This window comes from Bacillus nitroreducens (assembly GCF_964021195.1).
Genome location: NZ_CAXHYI020000003.1, coordinates 3,783,019 through 3,805,451, shown reverse-complemented (window position 1 = coordinate 3,805,451; position 22,433 = coordinate 3,783,019). Strand labels below are relative to the sequence as shown.

The following is a 22,433-nucleotide window of genomic DNA, read 5'->3' as shown; positions in this document are numbered from 1 at the left end:
GTCCAATGCCTAACGCTCTAAATCCTAGCAGTCCTGACATAGGCGATAAGTATAAGAAGTCTGAATCGATTGAGTAGATCAGTGAGCCGATCGCGTATGGAGCTAGACATCATTGCTTATAAAAAGTTGTCCCCAAAACTAACATTTTGGGGGCATTTTTATGTCTTGATTAGGGAATGGATAAAAGTAATGCTAGATTTGAAGGGATGTTACCATTGCTTTCGTTTCGTGGAGATGCGCATAAAATCTATTTAAAGCTTAAAAAGAACGTAAAGAAAGACTACACCTTTGGGCATATGAGGGATATGGAGGAAGTCCGGGAAATCAAGCAGTTTTATGAGAAAATTGATTCACAAACGTTAAAAATTATTTATTATCGCATGCTAAAAGAACAAAATGGATCTGGAATGATTCCCATTTTAATCACTGCGGTTCCGTGGTTTTTGTTTCTGTTTTCCAATCAATTGCAAAAGTTCCTGTTTGGAAAAGGGTACTTATATTTGGTCCTCTTTACACTCATTTATTTCTTTCTGCTTTTTTTCACAGTCGTCTTACATTTTCGTGAAAAAGCATGGGCTTCCTTCCATATTCAAATGATTTGTGACATTGTCGAAGAACGAAAAAAAGTTGGGAAATGACCTCCCAACTTCTTTTTAATAAAGTAAATATATAATTGATAATGTTAAAATTCCCATCATGACAGATGATATGAGTCCAACAAATAAAGGACGGAATCCAACAGATTTTATTTTTTTAAAATCAGTTCCGAGCCCGACACTTGCCATTACCATGAGGATTAAAAACTTTGCTACTCCATCTGTCACACTTGTAATTGATGATGGAAGGGAGAAAATCGTATTTACCGCAACTGCTCCAGCGAAAAATAAAATAAAGGTTGGAAAAACCTTACTAATTTTTACCTTATGACCTGTTTCATTTTTAGACTTCATTGAGATAAAGATAGATAAAAGAAGAATCACTGGCACAAGCATAAGAGTTCGAATTAGCTTAATCACGACCGAATTTTCCCCAGCAGCATTACTATAACTGTACCCAGCTGCGACCACTGATGATGTATCGTGGATGGCTAATCCTGCCCATAAACCAAAGATCTGATCGGACATAGAGAAAAGTTGTCCCAAAAGCGGATAAAATAATACTGCCAACACATTAAATGCGAAGATAGTATTGATTGCATACACTGTTTCCTCTTCTTTTGCGCGAACGATCGGACTAGAGGTGACGATTGCCGTGGCCCCACAGATTGCTGTTCCAAGTGAAACAAGAAGTGGAATATTTCCATTTAACTTGAAAAGCTTGGCCAATAGAAAAGTAAAAAGAATTCCTGCTAAAACGGCCATCCCAACTAATAGAATTGCTTCAAATCCAAGTTGGAAAATACTGGCGTAACTGAGACCGAATCCAAGGAGAACAATTGCAGCCTTCAGTAACGTTTTTAGCGTATAGGTTATCCCTTCTGAAAAAACAACGGGAATGGTTAAAAAGTTTCGGACCAGAATTCCGATGATGATCGCAATTACAGCCCCGCCAATCAATGGAAAATCATTTCCTAATGAGTTCGCCAAAACACCAATAATAAAAACAAGCGCGATACCAGGCAACTTATTTCGTAGTGAAAGTGTATGTTCGAATAAGTATGATTTCTTTTCAAAAGATTGTGATACTTCTAGATTTGCATTACTCACGTGATTCATCCCTCTAAACTTGTTTTATACCCACTATCTTACCATAAGGGAGGCACCCTTCACACCTTAAACTTATTCTATTATAATGAATGTAGGTGAATTGTCACGTTTAAAGTGGCATAAAAAAAGAGGAAGTGACTTCTCACTTCCAAACACGAACAGATAAAGAATAAGGAGCTAACACCACACTGTATAGTATGCGAAAAGATAACTGGACATGTGGGGTAGTACACTACGTCAAACGCACATTTTTACCAAAAATAATAAAAAAGGTGTTTTTTTTATGATCGAACAAGCGAAACAAGTATTACAATCGTATTTTGGATATCCTTCGTTTAGACCTGGACAGGAATCCATTATCGAAAATATTCTACAGGGAAACGATACGCTGGCTATTATGCCTACTGGCGGGGGAAAATCTTTATGTTATCAAATACCCGCCCTTATTTTTGAAGGAGCCACCATCGTCATTTCCCCTTTAATCTCATTAATGAAGGATCAGGTAGACACATTGCTGGGTGTCGGGATTCCAGCTACGTATATTAATAGCAGTCTATCATTACAAGAAATTCAGGAAAGGCTGCAGGATGCACGAGCAGGTCGCTATAAAATTATTTATATTGCACCTGAACGACTTGATTCCTCGGGGTTTCGATCCCTTTTATCTTCTTTACCGATTTCAATGATTGCAGTTGATGAAGCTCATTGTATTTCACAATGGGGACACGATTTTAGACCAAGCTATCGAAATATCCATTATATGATTGCAGAATTACCGTCAAAGCCTGTTGTAGCGGCTTTAACGGCAACAGCAACGGTCGAAGTAAAGGATGATATTTGCAGTCAACTTAAAATTGATTCTTCTGCAGTTTTTATTACAGGATTTGCTAGAGAGAATTTAACATTTAACGTGCTTAAAGGTGAGAATAAACGAGATTTTATTAAGAGCTTTTTACTAGAAAATAAGAATCAATCAGGGATTGTCTATGCTGCAACACGTCGTGAGGTCAATGAACTTCATTCCTCACTAAAAAAGGAAGGGTTTTTAGTTGGAAAATATCACGCGGGGCTTTCTGATGAGGAGCGAAAGCAAGCACAGGATGATTTCCTATTTGATACGGTAAATGTCATGATTGCAACAAATGCATTCGGAATGGGAATTGATAAAAGTAATGTAAGATATGTCATTCACTATAATCTACCTAAAAATATAGAAGCCTATTATCAAGAAGCAGGAAGAGCGGGGCGTGATGGTGAAAAAAGCGATTGCTACCTTTTATTTGCCCCCCAGGATATTCAACTGCAAAAATTCCTTATCGAGCAATCGACAATGGATGAAGGGAAAAAAGAACAAGAATACCAAAAGCTTCAGCAAATGATTGATTACTGCCATACTGAAAAATGTTTGCAGCAATATATTTTGGAGTATTTTGGTGAGAAGGAAAGCACCGAATGTACCCGTTGCTTTAATTGCAAAGATGACCGTGAAAAAATCGATGTTACAACGGAAGCGCTCATGGTGTTTTCTTGTATCAAACGAATGAAAGAAAGATTTGGGAAAACATTGGTTGCGCAAGTCCTAAAAGGTTCCCGAAATAAAAAAATCAAAGATTTTGGTTTTACTTCGTTATCCACTTACGGTTTGCTAAAACAATACTCAGAAAAACAAATCGTTGCCTTAATCGACTATTTAACGGCAGAAGGATATGTGAAATTAACAAACTCCCAATATCCAGTACTCATTTTAGATGCAAAAGCCTTGCCAGTTCTAAAAGGAGAAGAAAAAATCTATAAAAAAGAACAGGTGAAGAAAAAACAGATTGTTACTGACAACACATTATTTGAAATCCTTCGTGAGGTTCGGAAAGAAATTTCATCGCGAGATCAAGTCCCACCTTATATTGTCTTTTCTGACAGTACATTGCGTGAAATGAGTGAAGTGGCACCAACGGAAGAAAAGGAATTACTTGAAATAAAAGGGGTTGCCCAAACGAAATTAGAACGATATGGTGAGGATTTCTTAATCGCCATACGAAAGTATCTGGATGAAAAAACTGCGATAATCGAATAGACAATAAAAGGCACCACATTTGTTTGTGGTGCCTTTACTTATGCCTGGAATAGGGTTTCCATGTCTTGATTTCGTGTTTGTTGTTCTTCCTGTGTCGCTAAGTCATATTTCTTTAATAGGTGAAATAGCTCATTTAGAACCTGTTGCGAATGCTCAGCTTTAAGGAATTGAGTTGCTTTTTGGTACAGTTCCCGCGGTAAAAAACTTTCTTGGCTCTGAAGCTTCTTCATAACATCCTCAAGTGAATGGTCGATATTACATGTAGACATCATAATCCCTCCATTTTTACTTCTACTTACATTCTAGCATGTTTGAAGAGGGATGAATAATAAGGTATAAAATTAGAAATCACCATACAGAATGGCAGTTAGCTAAATGCGCAAATTCTACAGGTAGTCTTTATCGTAACTACCACACCTCAGTATTGCTAGGCAAATCTCACAAAGCTCAGGTACAACATTCAAAGTGATATCCCACACATCCCATTTCATACCTTACTGATAAAATGGGCAAAAGGAAGAAGGGAGGTTTATGATGGCCTATTATTTTTGGATTTTCTCGAACGTACTACTCGTGTTAATAACTTTTATTTACATTTGGATTTTTAGTACGCACGATTCTCAGCTTGTCACATTAGGGCAAGTATTTGCTCAAATGGCGGTTATTTTTTTTATTGTAAACGTAAATATGTATTTTATTTTTCTTGTGATTCGTAAAACTAAGGTGCGCAAGTTGAAAATATCACTTGCGAAGATTTCACGCTATATGATGAAATCCCATATCAAGCTGGCTGTCATTGGGACGATATTGATTGTATTTCATGGAGGTATCATGATCGTTACACTTGGGGAAACACTGGGGTATACACATCCTAAGATTTTGAGTGGGATATTTGCAATGCATTTTTTAGTGGTTACCCTTTTTGCGGGTTATCTTCGGCACAAAAAAGCTTCGGGATTTCGGAGAAGGTTTCATTATACAACGGCCTTTTTATTTACATGTATGTTCTTGGTTCACCTTTTTTTACCGATATAAAGATAAAAAAGACCGTCCACATTTCCGTTCTGGTTAGTCCCGCAACGATGCGAATTTGGAAGTGGTGGACGGCCTTACTTGTAGTATATGTTATTACGTAAATAAATTATGCGTTCTTTAAAGTGGCAATCATACTATTTTTTATCTCATTCCAAAGCTCTTTATCTGTTGTAATGCGCTCTACAAAAGATTTAATAAATGCCTTGAATGCAGCATCATATTCAGGTGACTCTTTATCAGGAACATTTGCTTTTAATTCTTCAGCAATTTCTTGTGCTTTTGGTGATCTTGGTCCCCATTTCCCGACCTCTTCAAAGTCCTTATTGATAAAAATAAAGATAGGAATTGAGCGGGATTTACCGTTCGTGAGATATTGATCCATTAACTCTAAATTTTCATCGCGAATTAAATAACGTGTTTCGAGTAACGCTTCATCAGCCATTCTCATGAAGATTGGAAGATTTACCATGGCATCTCCACACCAATCAGCTGCTAGTATGATGGCTTTTAGTTCTTTTTCCTGAAGTGCCCGTAGGAATACTTTATCGGATTCATCTAGTTCAAATTCATTATATACTTTTAACAGATTCTCTTTGTGAACTTGCATGCTGTTAATGTACTCATATTGGTTCATGCCTTTCTCAAACCATGGTTTTAAGTCTGCCATATGTATTTCCTCCTCAAAAATAGGTTCTTTCTTTTTACTATAAAGGATAAAGGCGATTCTAACCACTAAGATGCTTATGAAAAATCATGAACCGATTTGTAAAATTCATACGTATCATGTATCGGAAAGCTTGGTATAATGGGTTCTTCTTCAATAAGAACATCTGTTAATACATAATAGTCCCCATTGGCAGAAGGCATTTCTGTTTGTTCCCATTTCCAACAAGCACCTGAAAATGCAATCAGGTTATCCTGAAGAAGCCTAATTTCATGGAGAACGCCATTTAGTTCAACAAATCCAATACCGTTATTTTCTTTAAGTTGCTGAATTAATTCTTGTTTAGAAATTTTCATTTTCATCCCCCCAATTATTGATAGTTTTACCCAAAGGCTAATGAGTAAGCTATCCAAGTATTGTTAGTTGAATGGTTCATATTTAGCTGAAGGAAGTGACAAAATAGGGGGGCCAAGGAGAAAGTGAAAGCGACTCGCCCAGAAACTTGAAAATGGGAGGACTGTGAGTGTCACGGCCTTCATTTCTTTATTAGCACATGCACATCCCGTCAGAGGCTTCTAAAAATTACAAGAGTATTTAAGCCATTGTTATGGAGTTTCCAAATCTCTCGAGTTTCTAGTCGCTTCCTTTGGTGATTATGCAAGAGGAGTTGAGTGCGCACGTGAGATGGCAAAGGTCACTGTTGGATTTACTTAAGAATCGAAAAAACAAAAAGATTGCACTGGCAATTGATACTTCAACAAATCAGGTACGGTCGATTCTCATAAACAATATCATAAAGTTTTTTGGAGAGATGCATCCAGAGACACATCTGGTACAGGCTGATTTTAAAATCAGAAGCATTACACCGATCCAAAACCCTACCATCAAATACTATACGCATGGCAAATCCTCGTATACAGAGGTACTGGAATGGGCGGATCAAGAGAAAATTGATACCCTTTTCTATATAACAGATGTCACAGGATATTTTTATGATGAACTCGATGTTCATACAGAAATATTCTGGCTCGTTCCTGATGACTATGTTCCAAAAGTACCATTTGGAAAAGCGATAAAAATTGCCTAAATGATTACAAACGCCTAGAATAAGTAATTCTAGGCGTTTTACTGTGGTGTTCATTTGAATTGATAAATTAAATTCATACTTGACGGATTGGAATAAGTTGATTATATTTTAATACGTTATTCATATAAAGGGGGGATAAATCAAATGAGTTTACTTGGTTTAGTAAATATCGTATTGATGGTCTTATTACTAATATTATTGTTTTATATGCAAAAGAAGCATGTCTCATTTTCTAAACGTGTATTTGCAGCACTAGGTTTAGGGGTTGTTTTTGGACTTATCCTACAATTAATCTATGGATCAGATTCAGAAATTATATCCGAGACAATTAGTTGGTATAATATTGTTGGTAATGGCTATGTGAAGTTTTTACAAATGATTGTCATGCCACTTGTGTTTATTTCAATCGTATCTGCTTTCACAAAGATGAAATTAGCAAATAATATTGGAAAAATAAGTGTACTTATCTTAGGGATTTTAGTTGGTACAACTGCAGTCTCGGCACTCGTTGGAATTGGTACAACTGTTGCGTTTGATTTAGAAGCATTCCAAATTGAAGCTGGAGATGCAGAAACAGCAAGAGGAGAAGCAATTGAAGAACGATATGCAGGAATTCAAGACAGAACGTTTCCAGAACAAATTCTTGAATTATTACCAGCAAATCCATTCTTAGATTTCACTGGGGCTCGTTCCACTTCAACAATTGCAGTTGTAATTTTTGCGGCGTTTCTGGGAATGGCGTTTCTTGGAGTTCGTCGTAAAGATCCAGAAAATGCGGAGATGTTTGCAAAGATTATCGATGCTATTTATGCCGTTATCATGCGAGTGGTAACGTTAATTCTACGTTTAACTCCTTATGGTGTTCTTGCGATTATGACTCGTGTAACAGCTACGAGTGATTATGGTGCGATTTACAAGTTAGGAAAATTTGTTGTTGCATCATATGTTGCATTATTGATTGTTTTTGGTCTTCATTTATTATTACTTGCATTAGCTGGACTAAATCCAATTACGTATATTAAAAAGGCTTTCCCTGTCTTAACTTTTGCATTCACGTCAAGAAGTAGTGCAGGAACATTGCCACTAAACATTAAGGCACAATCAAATGATTTAGGTGTACCAGAGGGAATTGCAAACTTTGCTGGTTCATTTGGACTTTCAATTGGACAAAACGGATGTGCGGGTGTATACCCTGCAATGCTTGCGGTCATGATTGCTCCGACAGTAGGTATTAATCCATTGGATCCAACATTTATCATAACACTCGTAGTGATTGTTGCGATCAGTTCATTTGGTGTTGCTGGAGTTGGTGGAGGAGCAACATTTGCTGCCATCCTTGTTCTATCAGCACTGGATTTACCAGTTGCATTAGCAGGTCTTCTAATCTCTGTTGAGCCACTTATTGATATGGGACGCACAGCCCTTAACGTAAGTGGAAGTATGACAGCTGGTGTTCTTACAAGTAAAATGACAAAAGAACTCGACACAGATACTTATACACAACCAACACAATCACTAGGTGCATAAACCATTGAAATAAGACCCTGATATGGGTCTTATTTTTCTTTCATATATACATGCAAAAGAACCAACCGTTATTTTTAACGATTGGTTCTTTTTATTGAGCGTATTAACTTTGTACAAAATAATTTTATTGCCGCGGTAGTTTGAAAATCTTAAACAACGAAAGCCCTACCTCTCTTTCGTCCTCACGGCTCCGAAGCCGATCCAGTGTGAATAAGTCTTTCTCAAATGTAAAAGATAAAACGAAAATTAAAAATTTATCTATTTTAAAATTAAATGTTTAAAGTTATTAGGGAGTAAAGTATTATTATAGAGGAGCTTATTAGTATTGTCAAATTGTTATGGGGTGCTTGTCATGTTTAATACTATGTTTAAAAAGAAATTATTGCTTATTTATTTTTTGGCAGGCCTAATTTGGATTACATTTTCAGAATATGTGCTTGACCAATTTCCATCTGCGTATGCGAACTATATCCAGATAGGAAAAGGTGTTGTTTTTGTTATTTTCACTACAGTTCTCATCAATCTCATTATAAATAAGCATGATGCTTATATAAAAGCGTTGGAAGAGCAAAATGAGTTGTCGACTCTCATTAACGCTATGCCTGACTTTGTTTGTTTTAAGGATGGAGAAGGAAGATGGATTCGAGTCAATGAGTACGGTAAAGATTTATACCAGCTCGATGGAAAACCATATAAATACAAGACAGATAAAGAACTAGCGGACATACTGCCTGTTTTTAGAGATCCATTACTAAGATGTGTGAATTCAGACGAAGAAGCTTGGAATAAAGGCAAAACAACCCGAGTCGAAGAATCTTGCGTTCTCCCAAACGGGGAAATAAAAACGTTTGATGTTATTAAAGTTCCTTTATTTGATGAAGAAGGGCGTCGTAAAGGTCTAGTGACAATAGGTCGTGATATTTCTAAATTAAAGGCTGCAGAGGAAATTGCCTTAAGAAGGGAAAAACTATCTGTGGTTGGTGAACTGGCTGCAGGGATTGCCCATGAGATTCGTAATCCTCTTACAACGATTAAAGGGTTCGTCCAATTACAAAAGGAGACGAATAAATCAAACGAAGCCATATCTGATATTATTCTTTCAGAACTTGAGCGGATTAATCAAATCGTGAGTGAATTGCTCGTCTTTTCAAAACCTCAGAGTAAAATTATGAAAGAGTTTGAAGTGAAAGAACTGATTAACTATGTGATGAAACTTACATCACATCAAGCCACCCTTCATAATGTTGAGATTGTTGTTGAAAACAATGCAGCACAAGCGAAACTTTATGGGGATATGAATGAGTTAATTCAAGTATTCGTAAATGTCATGAAAAATTCAGTCGATGCCATGCAAGATGGTGGGAAAATGAAAATTCGTACTAAGATTGTTGGTAAAAAGATTCATATTGAAGTGATCGATACAGGAGTTGGTATTCCAAAAGAACGACTTGAGAAAATTGGAGAACCATTTTTTACTTTAAAAGAAAAAGGAATGGGCCTTGGTCTTACAATGAGCAACAAGATTATTCAGGACCATAAGGGTTCATTCACAATAAAAAGTAAAGTGGGCTTAGGTACGAAAGTGATCATAACCTTGCCAATCGTCGGCAGTTAAGAGGAGAGCGTACTCTTTTTTCTTATATAGCCGTTCGACCTTTTGAACCATTTTTTTAATTGTGATTGACGCCTGGCGCAAGCAACCAGCCATCTCTCGTCTTGCCAATCCATGAATATGATCAAGCCAAGATAAGAAATGTAAATGGAAAGTAAATAAAAATAGAAAAAGAACCTAGTTTCAGGTTCTTTTTCTATTAAGTACGCTAATTTATTAAACGTTTTGTTTGCTATTTTCTTTTATAACAAACTCTACCGCTTCAGCTACAGAATGTACGACGTAATTTGCTTCTTTTTTCACATCTTCGTGAGCAGTAGACATTGCAAAACTATAAGGCGTTAATTGAAACATTGGAATGTCGTTATACGAGTCTCCGATACATGCAATCTCCTCAGGTTGTAAAGATAATTCCTCTAATAGCTTTTTTATGGCGTTTCCTTTACTGATTTGTTTTGGCATGATATCTAAAACATGTTTTTCCGAAATAAATAAATCAATTTCATCTTTAAATTCGCGAGCCAATTTTTCATAACTTTCGATAATATCATTTTCAAAACCAATTAGTGTAATCTTTGATGGCTTAATCTCTCTTAATTTCGTACCAATTTCAGGGTCTATGATAATGGGGTGGAACATTCTTTTTTGAACATCCTCCACATACTCATTGTTTTCATGCGTGTAATTTGTATCGAAGCTACATACAATGGTCACGAATTTGGGATCTAGTACTTGGTGATAGATACTTTCGGCAACTTCTGTTGTAAACGTTCGAGAGAATATAGACTTTTCTTCGTGTGTTGATGCAAATGCTCCGTTCTGGCTGATGCGATGAAATTTTGGGCCAATTGCTTTTATGACCTCTTTGATTTCATTGTCCATTCTTCCTGTTGCAATACTGACTTGAAGTCCTTCTTCGAGAGCTGTTTGGAGAGCTTTAGCGTCTTCAGGTCTAACCGTATTGTCTTCTTGTAAAAGCGTACCATCTAAATCACTAACTATTAACTTTATCATACTAACACCTCTATGCTGCTTTATTTAAAGGGAAATGGCAATATGTTGTCATTATACATGAAAACTGTAAAGATTATTATAAATTTACATTACAGTTGTAAAATGGGTAAATAACTTTTGTTGACGTGAACCAAATGTGATGAGTAAGATAGAGAAGGTAGGAAACATGTTAAAGGAGAAGGAAATAGGATGGAGTCCTTTAAAATAAAAAAAGTTTTAAATAATAATGTCTTAATTGCAGTACACAAAAAGATCCAAGAGGTCGTGTTAATTGGAAAAGGGATTGGTTTTGGAAGGAAACAAGGTGAGGAGATTTCCCCACAAAAGGCAGAGAAAATATTTGTTTTAAAGAATCAGAAGGAACAAGAACAATATAAAATGTTGGTTACCCAAGTAGATGAAGATTTTATCGAGGTCATGAATGATGTGATTCATCATATAACAAACAGAGTCCATGGACAGCTAAATGAGCATATCCACATTGCGTTAACCGATCATATATCATTTGCGATAAAACGATTGGAACAGGGGCTAGAATTTACAAATCCATTCTTGCTCGAAACGAAAAGCTTATATCCTACTGAATATGAAATATCAGAGGAAGTGATTAAAATTCTTCAAGATAAGCTCGGGGTTAGCTTCCCAGAAGGAGAGATTGGATTTGTTGCCTTGCATATTCATAGTGCGATTTCCAATCATACACTTTCTGAAGTAAATCAATACTCTCAATTAATTGGACAAGTAGTTGGAATGATTGAAAACTCGCTGGATGTTACACTTGATCGACAAAGTATTCATTATTTAAGGCTCATTCGCCATCTGCGTTATACAATTGATCGAGTGAAGTCAGGTGAAGTACTCGAAGAACCAGAGAGTTTAAAAAAAGTCTTGAAACAAGAATATCCGATATGCTATAATTTGTCCTGGAAAGTTATTAAAGTGATGCAACAGGCATTGAAAGTAAAAGTATATGATGCAGAAGCGGTCTATCTGACGATGCATCTTCAAAGGTTAGTATCGAAAAATATATAACGTTTACGTGTTACTGATACGATCAGGCATGAGTGAATAATGATTGAAAGGGGTATTCTATCCCTATATTCAATCGTTATTTCCTCATGCCTTTTTTTATTTTCATTGTTTGCATCAAATATATTAATCAGGAGGTTTGACACTTGTTTAAAAACATTTTTGGAGTACTCCAAAAAGTCGGGAAAGCATTGATGCTACCAGTTGCAATATTACCTGCAGCAGGTATATTATTGGCTTTTGGTAATGCTTTTCAAAATCCCAATTTAATAAAACGGTTACCATTTTTAGAAGCTGATTGGATTCAACTTGTCGCGACTGTTATGGAGCAATCAGGAGGAATCGTCTTTGATAACCTGGCCCTATTATTTGCAGTAGGTGTAGCTGTAGGTTTAGCAGGGGGAGAAGGCGTTGCAGGGTTAGCGGCGTTCATCGGTTATCTCATTTTAAATGTTACAATGGGGGTTGTTTTAGATGTATCCTCAAAAGTAACGATTACAGGACAAGACCCTGTTAGTACAGGTTTTTCTGATCCTGCATTTGCCTATGTGCTAGGAATACCGACACTCCAGACGGGGGTATTCGGAGGCATTATTGTTGGTGTGCTAGCTGCATATATGTATAATAAGTTTTATGCAATTGAACTACCTTCTTACTTAGGATTCTTTGCAGGAAAGCGCTTTGTTCCAATTATTACCGCTGTTTCTGCTCTAGTTTTAGGAATTTTAATGATCTTTATATGGCCACCAATTCAATCAGGTTTGAATGCTTTTTCTCATTTTATGGTTGATTCAAATCGTACGTTATCTGCTTTCATATTTGGAGTCATTGAACGCGCTTTAATTCCATTTGGATTGCACCATATTTTCTATTCACCGTTCTGGTTTGAATTTGGACAATATACAAATGCAGCAGGTGAATTAATTCGTGGTGACCAAAAAATCTTCTTTGAACAAATTAAAGATGGTGTAGAGTTAACAGCGGGTACATTTATGACAGGTAAATTTGCATTTATGATGTTTGGTTTACCAGCAGCTGCATTAGCGATCTACCATGAAGCACGACCAGAGCAAAAGAAAATGGTTGCTGGAATTATGGGTTCTGCCGCACTAACGTCCTTTTTAACAGGGATAACAGAACCACTTGAGTTCTCATTCCTATTTGTTGCGCCAGTCCTATTTGCCATTCACACTATTTTTGCTGGATTGTCATTTATGACGATGCATTTATTAGATGTTAAAATTGGGATGACATTCTCTGGTGGAGTCATTGACTTCCTACTTTTCGGAGTGTTACCTGGACGTACAGATTGGTGGTTAGTGATTCCAGTTGGTTTAATTCTAGCTGTCATTTATTACTTTGGTTTCCGCTTTGCGATTCGGAAATTTAACCTTAAGACTCCTGGGCGTGAAGATGTATCAGATGATGCAACAAATGCTAAAGCAGCAGGGAAGTCAGGGGACCTTCCGTACAATATCCTACAAGCTATGGGCGGTAAGGCGAATATTTCACATCTAGACGCTTGTATTACGAGATTACGTGTAGCTGTGAATGACATCAAGGAAGTTGATAAGGAGCAACTGAAGAAATTAGGTGCTTCTGGGGTAATAGAAATTGGTAATAACATTCAAGCTATTTTTGGTCCAAAGTCAGATACATTGAAGTCCCAAATCAAAGATATCATGGACGGAAAAGTACCAACTCCGACTGAGGTATCTCCAGAAACAGAAGTATTAGAACAGGTTGAGGACATCATGCCTGAGCCACTCGAAAATGAGATGGGAAATGATGAGCTTATTTCGCCTATTAAAGGGGAATTACATCCTATTACAGATGTGCCAGATCAAGTGTTTTCAGGCAAAATGATGGGGGATGGATTTGCTATCCTACCAACAGAAGGATTAGTTGTTGCGCCTGCAGCTGGAAAAATCGTTAATCTTTTCCCAACCAATCATGCAATTGGTTTAGAAACGGTAAATGGCAGAGAAATCTTAATTCATTTTGGAATTGACACAGTTAACCTAAAGGGAGAGGGCTTCGAACCTCTAGTTTCCCAAGGAGATACTGTCGAAATAGGACAACCTCTATTAAAGGTTGATCTAGAATATGTTAAACAGCATGTACCTTCTATCATGACTCCGATTGTCTTTACAAACTTAAGAGATGGAGAACAAATTCGTTTGAATAAGCAAGGTACTGTTGATATAAAACAAGAAAATATTATAACTATTACAAAATAAAAGGAGAAATGCAAAATGGCAGAAAAAACATTCAAAATTACAAGTGATTCAGGAATTCATGCACGTCCAGCTACTTTATTAGTACAGGCTGCTGGTCAATTTAACTCAGATATTCAATTAGAATACAATGGTAAATCAGTGAATCTTAAGTCAATCATGGGTGTTATGTCACTAGGGATTGGACAAGGAGCTGAGGTGAAAATTGTTGCAGAAGGTGCTGATGCAGACGCAGCAATTGCAAAACTAACCGAAATTATGGATAAAGAAGGGCTTGGTGAATAATGTCTGAAGTAATAAAAGGGATTGCTGCTTCAGCAGGAATAGCAATTGCAAAAAGCTTCCGTTTGGAGCATCCTGATTTAACGGTTGAAAAACAAACAATTACAGATAAGGATGCTGAAACGAAACGTTTTGAGAAAGCTGTAAATCAATCAAAACAAGAATTAGAACTGATTAAGAATCGTGCAAATGAAGAATTGGGTGAAGATAAAGCAGCTATCTTCTCAGCTCATCTATTAGTGTTAGAAGACCCAGAACTCCTTAACCCGATTAAAGATAAAATCAATTCAGAAGGTGTAAATGCAGAATTTGCACTCCAGGAAGTTGCGAACATGTTCATTACGATGTTCGAAGGTATGGATAATGAGTATATGGCTGAACGTGCTTCAGACATTCGTGATGTAACAAAGCGTGTATTAGCACACCTATTAGGCGTCACCATCTCAAATCCTAGCTTGATTTCAGAAGAGGTTATTATTATTGCGGAAGATTTAACACCTTCTGACACAGCACAATTAAATCGAAACTATGTAAAGGGCTTTACCACTGATATTGGAGGACGTACTTCTCACTCTGCTATTATGGCGAGATCTATGGAAATTCCTGCAGTTGTTGGTACGAAAGCCGTTACGTCTACGATTGAAGATGGTGTAATGGTAATTGTTGATGGACTTGACGGAGATGTCATTGTTAACCCAACTGAAGAGGTTCTTGCACAATACCGTCAAAAGAAAGAACAATATGAAGCTCAAAAAGAAGAATGGGCGAAGTTAAAAAATGAAAAAACGGTTACGAGTGATGGGCAACATGTAGAGCTTGCAGCAAATATTGGGACACCAGAAGATGTAAAAGGTGTTCTTGATAACGGTGGAGAAGGGGTAGGACTTTACCGTACTGAATTTTTATATATGGGTCGTGACCAGTTACCGACAGAAGATGAACAATTTGAGTCTTATAAAACGGTACTTGAAAAAATGGAAGGCAAGCCTGTTGTTGTACGTACACTAGACATTGGTGGAGATAAGGAACTTCCATATCTAAATCTACCAAAGGAACTAAATCCATTCCTAGGTTTCAGAGCAATACGTCTTTGTTTAGAAGAACAAGACATTTTCCGTACGCAATTACGTGCATTATTGCGCGCTAGTACATACGGGAATTTAAAAATCATGTTCCCTATGATTGCGACACTTGATGAGTTTAGACAAGCGAAAGCAATCCTACTTGAAGAAAAAGACAAGCTTGTAGCTGATGGTATTGCGGTATCAGATTCAATTGAAGTTGGAATTATGGTGGAAATTCCTTCTACTGCTGTCTTAGCTGACCAATTTGCTAAAGAAGTTGACTTCTTCAGTATTGGAACTAATGATTTAATTCAATATACAATGGCTGCTGACCGTATGAATGAACGGGTGTCATATCTTTATCAACCATACTCTCCTTCCATTTTACGCCTTGTTTCAATGGTCATTGAAGCAGCGCATAAAGAAGGTAAGTGGGCAGGCATGTGTGGAGAAATGGCAGGAGATCAAATTGCAATTCCGATTCTTTTAGGACTTGGACTTGATGAATTTAGTATGAGTGCAACCTCGATTCTACCTGCACGAACACAAATTAAAAAGCTATCCAAAGCGGAAATTGCAAGTTTTAAAGAAACTATTCTTTCAATGAGTACAACAGAAGAAGTTGTCGAATTTGTTAAAGAAAAATTCATGAACTAAAATAAAGCGAGTCTAACTTTTAAGGGTTAGACTCGCTTTTTATATGGTTTTAAACGGGTTTTTCCATTCCATTAGCAAACCATAATGACAGGATTCTTCATCTTCTAAATAGTTTTCAATCAGTTGGACTGGTGTACGGCCACATTTCAGTAAGAAGGTAATAACAGGATCTTTTAATTCACCCGTAATAATTTTATTAATATAGTTTTCTGCACTCATCACTGCTGCATACTTAGAATATCCTGAAACTCGGCCACCACCTAATAAGCGATCTAGGTTTAAATGAACCACTACCTCATACATGGATTGCATCAACCATTTTCCAAGTCTGTATGTTCGATATGAAGGACTGACGCAAATATCAACAATATATAAAGTATTTCCGTTAGGATTGTGATTTCGAATATATCCGTTATCTGTCATATCCTCCCATGTATGTGTAGGGTGCTCAGGATCAAATGGAACAATTAAACCCGTCATTGACCCACATATTTTTCCATCCACTTCGACACAGAGGGCACCCTCTGGGAATCGCGTTACATGATTATGTAATTGTTCTCTATTCCACCACAAATCGGAAGGAAAAGGTGGAGGAAAACTTTCTTGTTGGATTCGAATTAAATCATCAAAATCATTCTCCGTATACGTACGGATGACGGCCCTTTTTGGTTTATTTCCATCAAACACATACATGTCTTTTCGAAACATCCTATCACCTCATACCACATTTTACGATATGAAAGAGATAGTGAAAAGAAAAATATTGGCTGTTTTATCACTTCTCATAGTACGGGTAGTATGCTTCAATCAAGTAGATTAACAGTACATGTAAGGATTTAACTAAGAATTAATGTGTGAATGTCATTTCATGTAGGCAACAGCTTTCAATTTATGTGATAGAAAACGTCATCGAAACTGGGTATTTGACTCGGTGTCAAAAAAGCGATCTACTACTTCTTCAATCAATGCAGGTTCAGGTTGATCTCCAGTAAATTCAAAAGTCAGCTCCTGAATAAATTCACCGTCATGATAGACATGTATGGCTCCCTTTTGATTAATCGTACTATATTCTGTTTCGAACCGATATCCATCACGATCTATTGCTCCCATCGTCATCTCTCCTTTTCTTTTAGCTTATTTTTTATTGTTCCTTAATAAGGAGGAATAAGTACATATTTTTTACTAATTACGCCAATATTAACCTTATTCAACTGCTGTTTTTATGCATATAAGCTATGGTGAGGAGGTAGGAAAATGCCAGATCATGATCGTGATTATCATGGACGTGACCCGCATTTTGATGGGCGTTATGAAGGTGTAATCAATAATAGTATGACAGGAAATCAGATTGGAGTGAGAACGGATATAAACCCAGAAAATAGGGAGCAACCGAAAAATCCTTATCAAATCAAACCAAAGGTTGATAAGGAAATGAAGAAGTTTCAGGATATGTTTGAAGGGGAATAAATAGAAAAAGCCAGCAACCGTATATAGTTGCTGGCATCGTTATGTTAGCACCACCAAGCAGCGCCAACAATGATTAGAAGGATAAACAATACTACGATTAACGCAAAACCTCCGCGATAGCCGTAGCCACCATAACCGTAACCACCACATCCGTATCCCCAGTAACCCATAATTCATCTCCCTTTCTATAATCAATTTATTTTTTATGGTTAAAAATTTAATACCCTACATATGCAGCTCCAACAATGATCAATAGAATGAACAATACGACAATCAAAGCAAAACCTGCTCCGTAACCTGCGCCATGAGATCCACTCATTTAGAACACCTCCATTTCTCTTTGGTATATCCTATGGGACCCACACAGTTTTCGTAAGGTACAAATCCCCAATTTTCCCAGATTTTTTTGAAGAAAATATGTTATGATGAATTAAAAAAGGAGAAGGAGATTAGGCAATGGTACATACAAACACAGTAAATGAAAAAACAGTGATTGGTTTTATTGGTACAGGTGTAATGGGAAAAAGCATGGCAGGCCATATACTTTCAAATGGATATCAGGTACTTGTCTATACTCGTACAAAAGAAAAGGCTGCAGACCTTTTTGAACAAGGAGCTATTTGGAAACATTCAGTTGCAGAATTAGCCAAAGAGGCGAATGTTGTCATAACGATGGTTGGAGAACCATCAGATGTGGAAGACATTTACCTTGGAGAAAATGGCTTAGTTGTGAATGCGAAAGAAGGGACCTATTTAATAGATATGACAACTTCTACCCCTTCTTTAGCGATTAAAATAGATGAAGCAGCAAAGCAGAAAGGAATCTATACATTAGATGCACCAGTGTCGGGTGGTGATGTTGGAGCAAGAGAAGCCAAATTAGCCATCATGGTTGGTGGTGATGAAGCTGTATTTGAAGCATGCAAACCAATTCTTGAAACAATGGGAGAAAATATTGTGTATCAAGGTCCAGCAGGTTCTGGTCAACATACAAAAATGTGTAATCAAATTGCCATTGCTTCAAATATGATTGGCGTGGCGGAAGCAATGGTTTACGCAAAGAAATCTGGACTTAATCCTGAAACCGTTTTAAAAAGTATCACAACGGGAGCAGCTGGTAGTTGGTCTTTAAGTAATCTTGCCCCAAGAATGATCGCTGGTAATTTTGAACCTGGTTTCTTTATTAAACACTTCATTAAAGATATGGGAATTGCGCTAGAAGAAGCAAAAGCCATGGATATGAAAGCACCAGGACTTCAATTAGCAATGGAATTGTATCGTGAATTAGCAGAACAAGGTGAAGAAAACAGCGGTACTCAGGCTATCTACAAACTCTGGAAATAATTTGTCAGAGGGACAAGTCCAATTTTGACTTGCCCCTTAACGTATATAAAATCCCCGTAGAGAAGAAAATAATGGTGATGATTCTCTAAGGGGGTGTAACAGTCGTGGCAAAGCGTACTAAGAAAAATGATCCTGAACAAAAAAACAAAAAGGGCTTTGACTCAGCAGTAACGGATACTGAATTCGGCAATGAGCTAGGAAGTGCTGCAGCAAACAGAGCCCATAAGAAAAAAGCGAAAAAAGAAAAAGCCCCAAAAAACGATGGGAAATATGAGGGTGGGCTATAATTAACATACGTAAGAATCGACAAGTAATCGTGACTTGTCGATTTTTTTTGATACAATTTATTTCCGCTCAGGCGCTACATTTATAAGCGGGTATGGGTTGGGCCTTTTCAACGAAATGAGAGGCGACTTACACTCAAAACGGGAAAATTAGCCGACCAAAAATCGCCACGGCCACATGTTAGTCGGCACTAGCTCATACTGTGCGTCGGAGACATAGACAAAGAGTCGCTTTGTTTCTAAAAGGAGGAGTTGAAATTTCTCAAGCTTCTAGCAGCTGCAACTAGACACATCACTAAACGCTCCCTGTGGGTCTCAAGCCGCATGCTAATCTGAGTAGGACCCTGAAAAAATACCTTGAGTAATCCCACACACGAAGAAAATGCTTATATTTATATGTTCAAGTAGTCGCCACTTTCCACTACAACCAATAGATATATTTTTCCAACAGAGACCATTATTTAGCAAGCAACCTTAATTAAAATGAAAAGCCAATTTCAAAGCAAATCTTGTTCTTCTTAATATTGTCGAAAAAACACTCGGAATTTTGTGTAAATTTCATTATAATAATAAAAACAGGTCATTCTGCCTATGGATATGAACTCAGCCCTAAATTAATGTAATAGTATAGTAAAAAAATGGTTATTTGAATTTAAATTGTAAAACACAATGATACATAAGAATGAGTTTAATGGGAGGAGGGGGTTCAACAGATGAAGGTGAAAAAACAAAAAAGTGCTTCAGAACAATTACCACAAGTACAAACACCTATTCATTTTGTATTAACAGTCACGAAAAATGGTAAAATCCTCTATATATCTAATAATTGTACGGAAATTCTAGGTTATGCAAAGGATAGCTTAATAGGAACTTCAATAAGGGATATTGTACATGAAGATGATCGATTCATGCTTGAAAGCTACTTATTTAATAAACAAGATCGTTCCACATGTGCACTTAGGGTTATGAAGAAAACTCATGACTTCATTTGGTTTGAGGCAATTGTTGAACCCATCTATGACTCCAGTTCTTGTGATTACGAAGAAGTTTTACTAAAAATGAGAGTGCTAGTAGAGCCATCACATAAACAGATCCATGAAGAAAATAATAGGAATTCCCTCTTTTCAGCTATTGCTGAAGTGGATGTACTCAAAAGTAATCTAGTTGATGCACCAATCCTAATCGATGAGGCTCCATTTCCAATTATCATCTCAAAATTAGGCAAAATTACATATATGAATCGTGAAGCTATATCATTACTTAAAATTCAAAACCCAACAGACGTAATAGGAAGCACTATCTGTTCTTATATCGATCCAGAATTCCATACGGTTGTTGAAAAAAGAATTCAGCAGCTTCGAAGTGGTTTTCGTTTGGGAATTATTGAGCAAAAATGGAGAAAACAAAACAAGGAAGAAATTTTTGTCGAGGTAAAGGAAGTACCCATTTACATTAAAGATGAAATCTATGAATATCTAGTTTTACATGACATTTCATCAAGAAAATCCTTTCATGATATTATCCATAGGAGTCGAGAGCGGTATCAGCGAATTGTCCAAAACTCGATTGATACAATTGCGGTGATTTTTCAAAATAACTGGGTCTTCATTAATGATTCTGGAGTGAAAATGTTTGGTGCAACGAGCTACACAGAAATGTTAGGTAAAAATATCTATACATTCCTTCACCCAGAAAATCATGATGAAGTGAGAGAATTTATCAAAATTGTAAATGAGGAAAAGAAAGAAGTAAATTTCAGCAAGCAATCATGGTACACGTTTCAAGGTAAACAAGTATACACTGAATTAATCGGAATACCTACAACGTATTTTGGCGAGTCAGCCGTTCAAGTGATCATTCGAGATATATCAGATCGAATAAAAGCTGAAGAATTAATGATTAAATCTGAAAAACTTTCAATTGCTGGACAACTTGCTGCTGGTATTGCACATGAAATTAGAAATCCTTTGACCGCGATTAAGGGCTTTTTACAATTGTTTAATGATGATTTTGATGGCAAACAAAATTATTTTGATATTATTTTTTCAGAATTAAATCGGATTGAGTTAATTTTAAGCGAGCTTTTGTTATTGGCAAAGCCGTCTGAAATTAAATTTAAAAATAAGGATATTCGTACGATCTTACGTGATGTGGTCACCTTGCTTGAAACGCAGGCGATTTTACAAAATATTCAAATTAATATCGAATTTCAGAATGAAGAATCGATCATAACATGTGATGAGAATCAGATTAAACAAGTATTTATTAATCTGATTAAAAATTCGATTGATGCGATGGAAAACGGTGGAAATATCTATATCCGATCAATTGTTACACAGGAATTCATCTACCTGTTATTTATTGATGAAGGGTGTGGTATTCCGAAATCGATCCTCGATCGAATTGGTGAGCCTTTTTATACCACCAAAGAAAAAGGAACAGGACTTGGACTTATGGTAAGCTATAATATTATTGAAAATCACAACGGAGAAATTAAGGTGGATAGTAAGGAAAATGAAGGGACAACCTTTGAAATTAAGCTTCCACGTATTCACGAAAACGGTGTTGCACAATAGGCTACATCGTTTCAGTCTGTTGACAAATTCTCGCATACTTCGTTGCTAGCCTCACACGTTCGCACATGTAAGCAACTTCTATTCGCGTCTTCGATCGGCTGCTTGCTTGTCTGACAAGCGTTTTAAGACAGTTTGGGAAAGTGAATTTTACTCGTGTTTCCTATCAAAATGAGTATAGACAAAGTCAAGTTTGACTTTGTCTACACTCTGCAACGATGTAGTACAATACGCTGCATCGTTTTTTTATGTGCAAAATAAAAAAGGCTAGTGGTTCTGCACTAGCCTAATAAGTTATTGTAAAAATTCGTGTTCAGAAAGTAACATTTTATATTGTTTTGAAAGCTCCATAAATAAGGCTTCATCTTGGTCAATAAGTGATTGATCAATTTGTTTTACTAATTGCTTTTTTCTAAAGGAGGCCAGTGATTGGATGAGAACCATTTCGGCTACCTTTGCATACATTTCTTCATCAGGCTTTTGAGAAATAACGACTACCTCATTTTTCTGCTCATTGTTCAAATGGTCCATTGCTTAATCACTCCTTTGAATTTTTCGCTTAGCAACTGAAAAACTTCATCTTCTAAGCTCCACTAGAATGTGTAAATTGTAAAGATTTGATTACATCTTCTAGTTGTCTTTCTATTATGAAGGAAGAATGAAAAAAAGTAAAGTGTTTTATTAGAAAATTTAGATATATCTGAACTTGGTTATGCCTGGCACATATGGATAGAAGTGTAAGAGAATATGAAAAATTGGGTTAACTTCCTATTCCGATTC

General features: G+C 36.6%; 24 protein-coding genes. 14 read left to right on the top strand and 10 right to left on the bottom strand.

Annotated features, from left to right (window positions below):
• Positions 1-176: 176 nt before the first annotated feature.
• Positions 177-638: a hypothetical protein gene (locus ACWPVE_RS22460; RefSeq protein WP_453997331.1), complete on the top strand. Its 462-nt coding sequence runs from the start codon at positions 177-179 to the stop codon at positions 636-638.
• Between the two features lie 15 nt (positions 639-653).
• Here ACWPVE_RS22460 and ACWPVE_RS22455 read toward each other — a convergent pair whose 3' ends face one another.
• Positions 654-1,706, bottom strand: coding sequence for a YeiH family protein (locus ACWPVE_RS22455; RefSeq protein ID WP_453997329.1), 1,053 nt, complete (start codon positions 1,704-1,706; stop codon positions 654-656).
• Positions 1,707-1,989: 283 nt separating this feature from the next.
• Here ACWPVE_RS22455 and recQ point away from each other — a divergent pair, with 283 nt between their 5' ends.
• The gene (gene recQ / locus ACWPVE_RS22450) at positions 1,990-3,777 is read left to right on the top strand and encodes a DNA helicase RecQ (protein WP_453997327.1); all 1,788 of its coding nucleotides are present in this window, start codon (positions 1,990-1,992) and stop codon (positions 3,775-3,777) included.
• Positions 3,778-3,815: 38 nt separating this feature from the next.
• On the opposite strand, the gene ACWPVE_RS22445 is transcribed toward recQ, so the two are convergent.
• Positions 3,816-4,046, bottom strand: a complete 231-nt coding sequence (locus ACWPVE_RS22445) for a hypothetical protein (protein WP_453997325.1) — start codon at positions 4,044-4,046, stop codon at positions 3,816-3,818.
• A gap of 265 nt (positions 4,047-4,311) precedes the next feature.
• Between ACWPVE_RS22445 and ACWPVE_RS22440 the strand changes: the two genes are divergently transcribed.
• Entirely contained in the window at positions 4,312-4,812 is a 501-nt protein-coding gene (locus ACWPVE_RS22440; RefSeq protein ID WP_453997323.1) for a hypothetical protein, read from the top strand.
• Between the two features lie 106 nt (positions 4,813-4,918).
• Here the strand turns inward: ACWPVE_RS22440 and ACWPVE_RS22435 are convergent, their stop codons facing one another.
• Positions 4,919-5,479, bottom strand: coding sequence for a thioredoxin family protein (locus tag ACWPVE_RS22435; RefSeq protein ID WP_453997321.1), 561 nt, complete (start codon positions 5,477-5,479; stop codon positions 4,919-4,921).
• Between the two features lie 74 nt (positions 5,480-5,553).
• Positions 5,554-5,832 carry a hypothetical protein gene (locus ACWPVE_RS22430; protein WP_453997319.1) on the bottom strand — a complete coding sequence of 93 codons (279 nt, stop codon included), beginning with the start codon at positions 5,830-5,832 and terminating at the stop codon, positions 5,554-5,556.
• A 323-nt stretch (positions 5,833-6,155) separates the two neighbouring features.
• Between ACWPVE_RS22430 and ACWPVE_RS22425 the strand changes: the two genes are divergently transcribed.
• From ACWPVE_RS22425 to cas8a1, 3 genes are all read left to right on the top strand, one after another.
• Positions 6,156-6,563, top strand: a complete 408-nt coding sequence (locus ACWPVE_RS22425; protein WP_453997317.1) for a VWA-like domain-containing protein — start codon at positions 6,156-6,158, stop codon at positions 6,561-6,563.
• A 144-nt stretch (positions 6,564-6,707) separates the two neighbouring features.
• Complete coding sequence (locus ACWPVE_RS22420) at positions 6,708-8,090, top strand: L-cystine transporter (RefSeq protein WP_453997315.1); 1,383 nt, start codon at positions 6,708-6,710, stop codon at positions 8,088-8,090.
• Positions 8,091-8,442: 352 nt separating this feature from the next.
• The gene (gene cas8a1 / locus ACWPVE_RS22415) at positions 8,443-9,705 is read left to right on the top strand and encodes a type I-B CRISPR-associated protein Cas8b1/Cst1 (RefSeq protein ID WP_453997313.1); all 1,263 of its coding nucleotides are present in this window, start codon (positions 8,443-8,445) and stop codon (positions 9,703-9,705) included.
• 213 nt (positions 9,706-9,918) lie between these two features.
• Here cas8a1 and ACWPVE_RS22410 read toward each other — a convergent pair whose 3' ends face one another.
• A complete protein-coding gene (locus ACWPVE_RS22410) occupies positions 9,919-10,716 on the bottom strand; it encodes an HAD family hydrolase (RefSeq protein ID WP_453997311.1) in 798 nt (265 codons plus the stop codon).
• 189 nt (positions 10,717-10,905) lie between these two features.
• Here ACWPVE_RS22410 and glcT point away from each other — a divergent pair, with 189 nt between their 5' ends.
• The 4 genes from glcT (at position 10,906) to ptsP (ending at position 15,985) form a co-directional block, all read left to right on the top strand.
• Complete coding sequence (gene glcT / locus ACWPVE_RS22405; protein ID WP_453997309.1) at positions 10,906-11,748, top strand: glucose PTS transporter transcription antiterminator GlcT; 843 nt, start codon at positions 10,906-10,908, stop codon at positions 11,746-11,748.
• Between the two features lie 143 nt (positions 11,749-11,891).
• Positions 11,892-13,985: a glucose-specific PTS transporter subunit IIBC gene (gene ptsG, locus ACWPVE_RS22400; RefSeq protein ID WP_453997307.1), complete on the top strand. Its 2,094-nt coding sequence runs from the start codon at positions 11,892-11,894 to the stop codon at positions 13,983-13,985.
• Positions 13,986-14,000: 15 nt separating this feature from the next.
• The gene (locus tag ACWPVE_RS22395; protein ID WP_453997305.1) at positions 14,001-14,267 is read left to right on the top strand and encodes a phosphocarrier protein HPr; all 267 of its coding nucleotides are present in this window, start codon (positions 14,001-14,003) and stop codon (positions 14,265-14,267) included.
• Positions 14,267-15,985, top strand: a complete 1,719-nt coding sequence (gene ptsP / locus ACWPVE_RS22390; protein WP_453997303.1) for a phosphoenolpyruvate--protein phosphotransferase — start codon at positions 14,267-14,269, stop codon at positions 15,983-15,985. The genes ACWPVE_RS22395 and ptsP overlap by 1 nt, the downstream gene beginning before the upstream one ends.
• A 39-nt stretch (positions 15,986-16,024) precedes the next feature.
• Here ptsP and ACWPVE_RS22385 read toward each other — a convergent pair whose 3' ends face one another.
• Both ACWPVE_RS22385 and ACWPVE_RS22380 read right to left on the bottom strand, forming a co-directional pair.
• Positions 16,025-16,693, bottom strand: a complete 669-nt coding sequence (locus ACWPVE_RS22385; protein ID WP_453997301.1) for a GNAT family N-acetyltransferase — start codon at positions 16,691-16,693, stop codon at positions 16,025-16,027.
• Between the two features lie 198 nt (positions 16,694-16,891).
• On the bottom strand, positions 16,892-17,095 hold the full coding sequence (locus ACWPVE_RS22380; RefSeq protein ID WP_453997299.1) for a DUF5370 family protein: 204 nt from the start codon (positions 17,093-17,095) through the stop codon (positions 16,892-16,894).
• A 144-nt stretch (positions 17,096-17,239) separates the two neighbouring features.
• Here ACWPVE_RS22380 and ACWPVE_RS22375 point away from each other — a divergent pair, with 144 nt between their 5' ends.
• Positions 17,240-17,452: a hypothetical protein gene (locus tag ACWPVE_RS22375; protein WP_453997295.1), complete on the top strand. Its 213-nt coding sequence runs from the start codon at positions 17,240-17,242 to the stop codon at positions 17,450-17,452.
• Between the two features lie 44 nt (positions 17,453-17,496).
• Here ACWPVE_RS22375 and ACWPVE_RS22370 read toward each other — a convergent pair whose 3' ends face one another.
• Complete coding sequence (locus tag ACWPVE_RS22370; protein WP_453997694.1) at positions 17,497-17,625, bottom strand: YjcZ family sporulation protein; 129 nt, start codon at positions 17,623-17,625, stop codon at positions 17,497-17,499.
• Between the two features lie 44 nt (positions 17,626-17,669).
• A complete protein-coding gene (locus ACWPVE_RS22365; RefSeq protein WP_453997293.1) occupies positions 17,670-17,771 on the bottom strand; it encodes a YjcZ family sporulation protein in 102 nt (33 codons plus the stop codon).
• 137 nt (positions 17,772-17,908) lie between these two features.
• On the opposite strand from ACWPVE_RS22365, the gene ACWPVE_RS22360 reads away from it, so the two are divergent.
• The 3 genes from ACWPVE_RS22360 (at position 17,909) to ACWPVE_RS22350 (ending at position 21,656) form a co-directional block, all read left to right on the top strand.
• A complete protein-coding gene (locus ACWPVE_RS22360; RefSeq protein ID WP_453997291.1) occupies positions 17,909-18,796 on the top strand; it encodes an NAD(P)-dependent oxidoreductase in 888 nt (295 codons plus the stop codon).
• Positions 18,797-18,900: 104 nt separating this feature from the next.
• Positions 18,901-19,083 (top strand): hypothetical protein, encoded by a 183-nt coding sequence (locus ACWPVE_RS22355; protein WP_453997289.1) that lies wholly within the window; start codon positions 18,901-18,903, stop codon positions 19,081-19,083.
• A gap of 710 nt (positions 19,084-19,793) precedes the next feature.
• A complete protein-coding gene (locus ACWPVE_RS22350) occupies positions 19,794-21,656 on the top strand; it encodes a PAS domain S-box protein (protein ID WP_453997287.1) in 1,863 nt (620 codons plus the stop codon).
• Between the two features lie 291 nt (positions 21,657-21,947).
• Here ACWPVE_RS22350 and ACWPVE_RS22345 read toward each other — a convergent pair whose 3' ends face one another.
• Positions 21,948-22,184, bottom strand: coding sequence for an IDEAL domain-containing protein (locus ACWPVE_RS22345; protein ID WP_453997285.1), 237 nt, complete (start codon positions 22,182-22,184; stop codon positions 21,948-21,950).
• Positions 22,185-22,433: the final 249 nt, after the last annotated feature.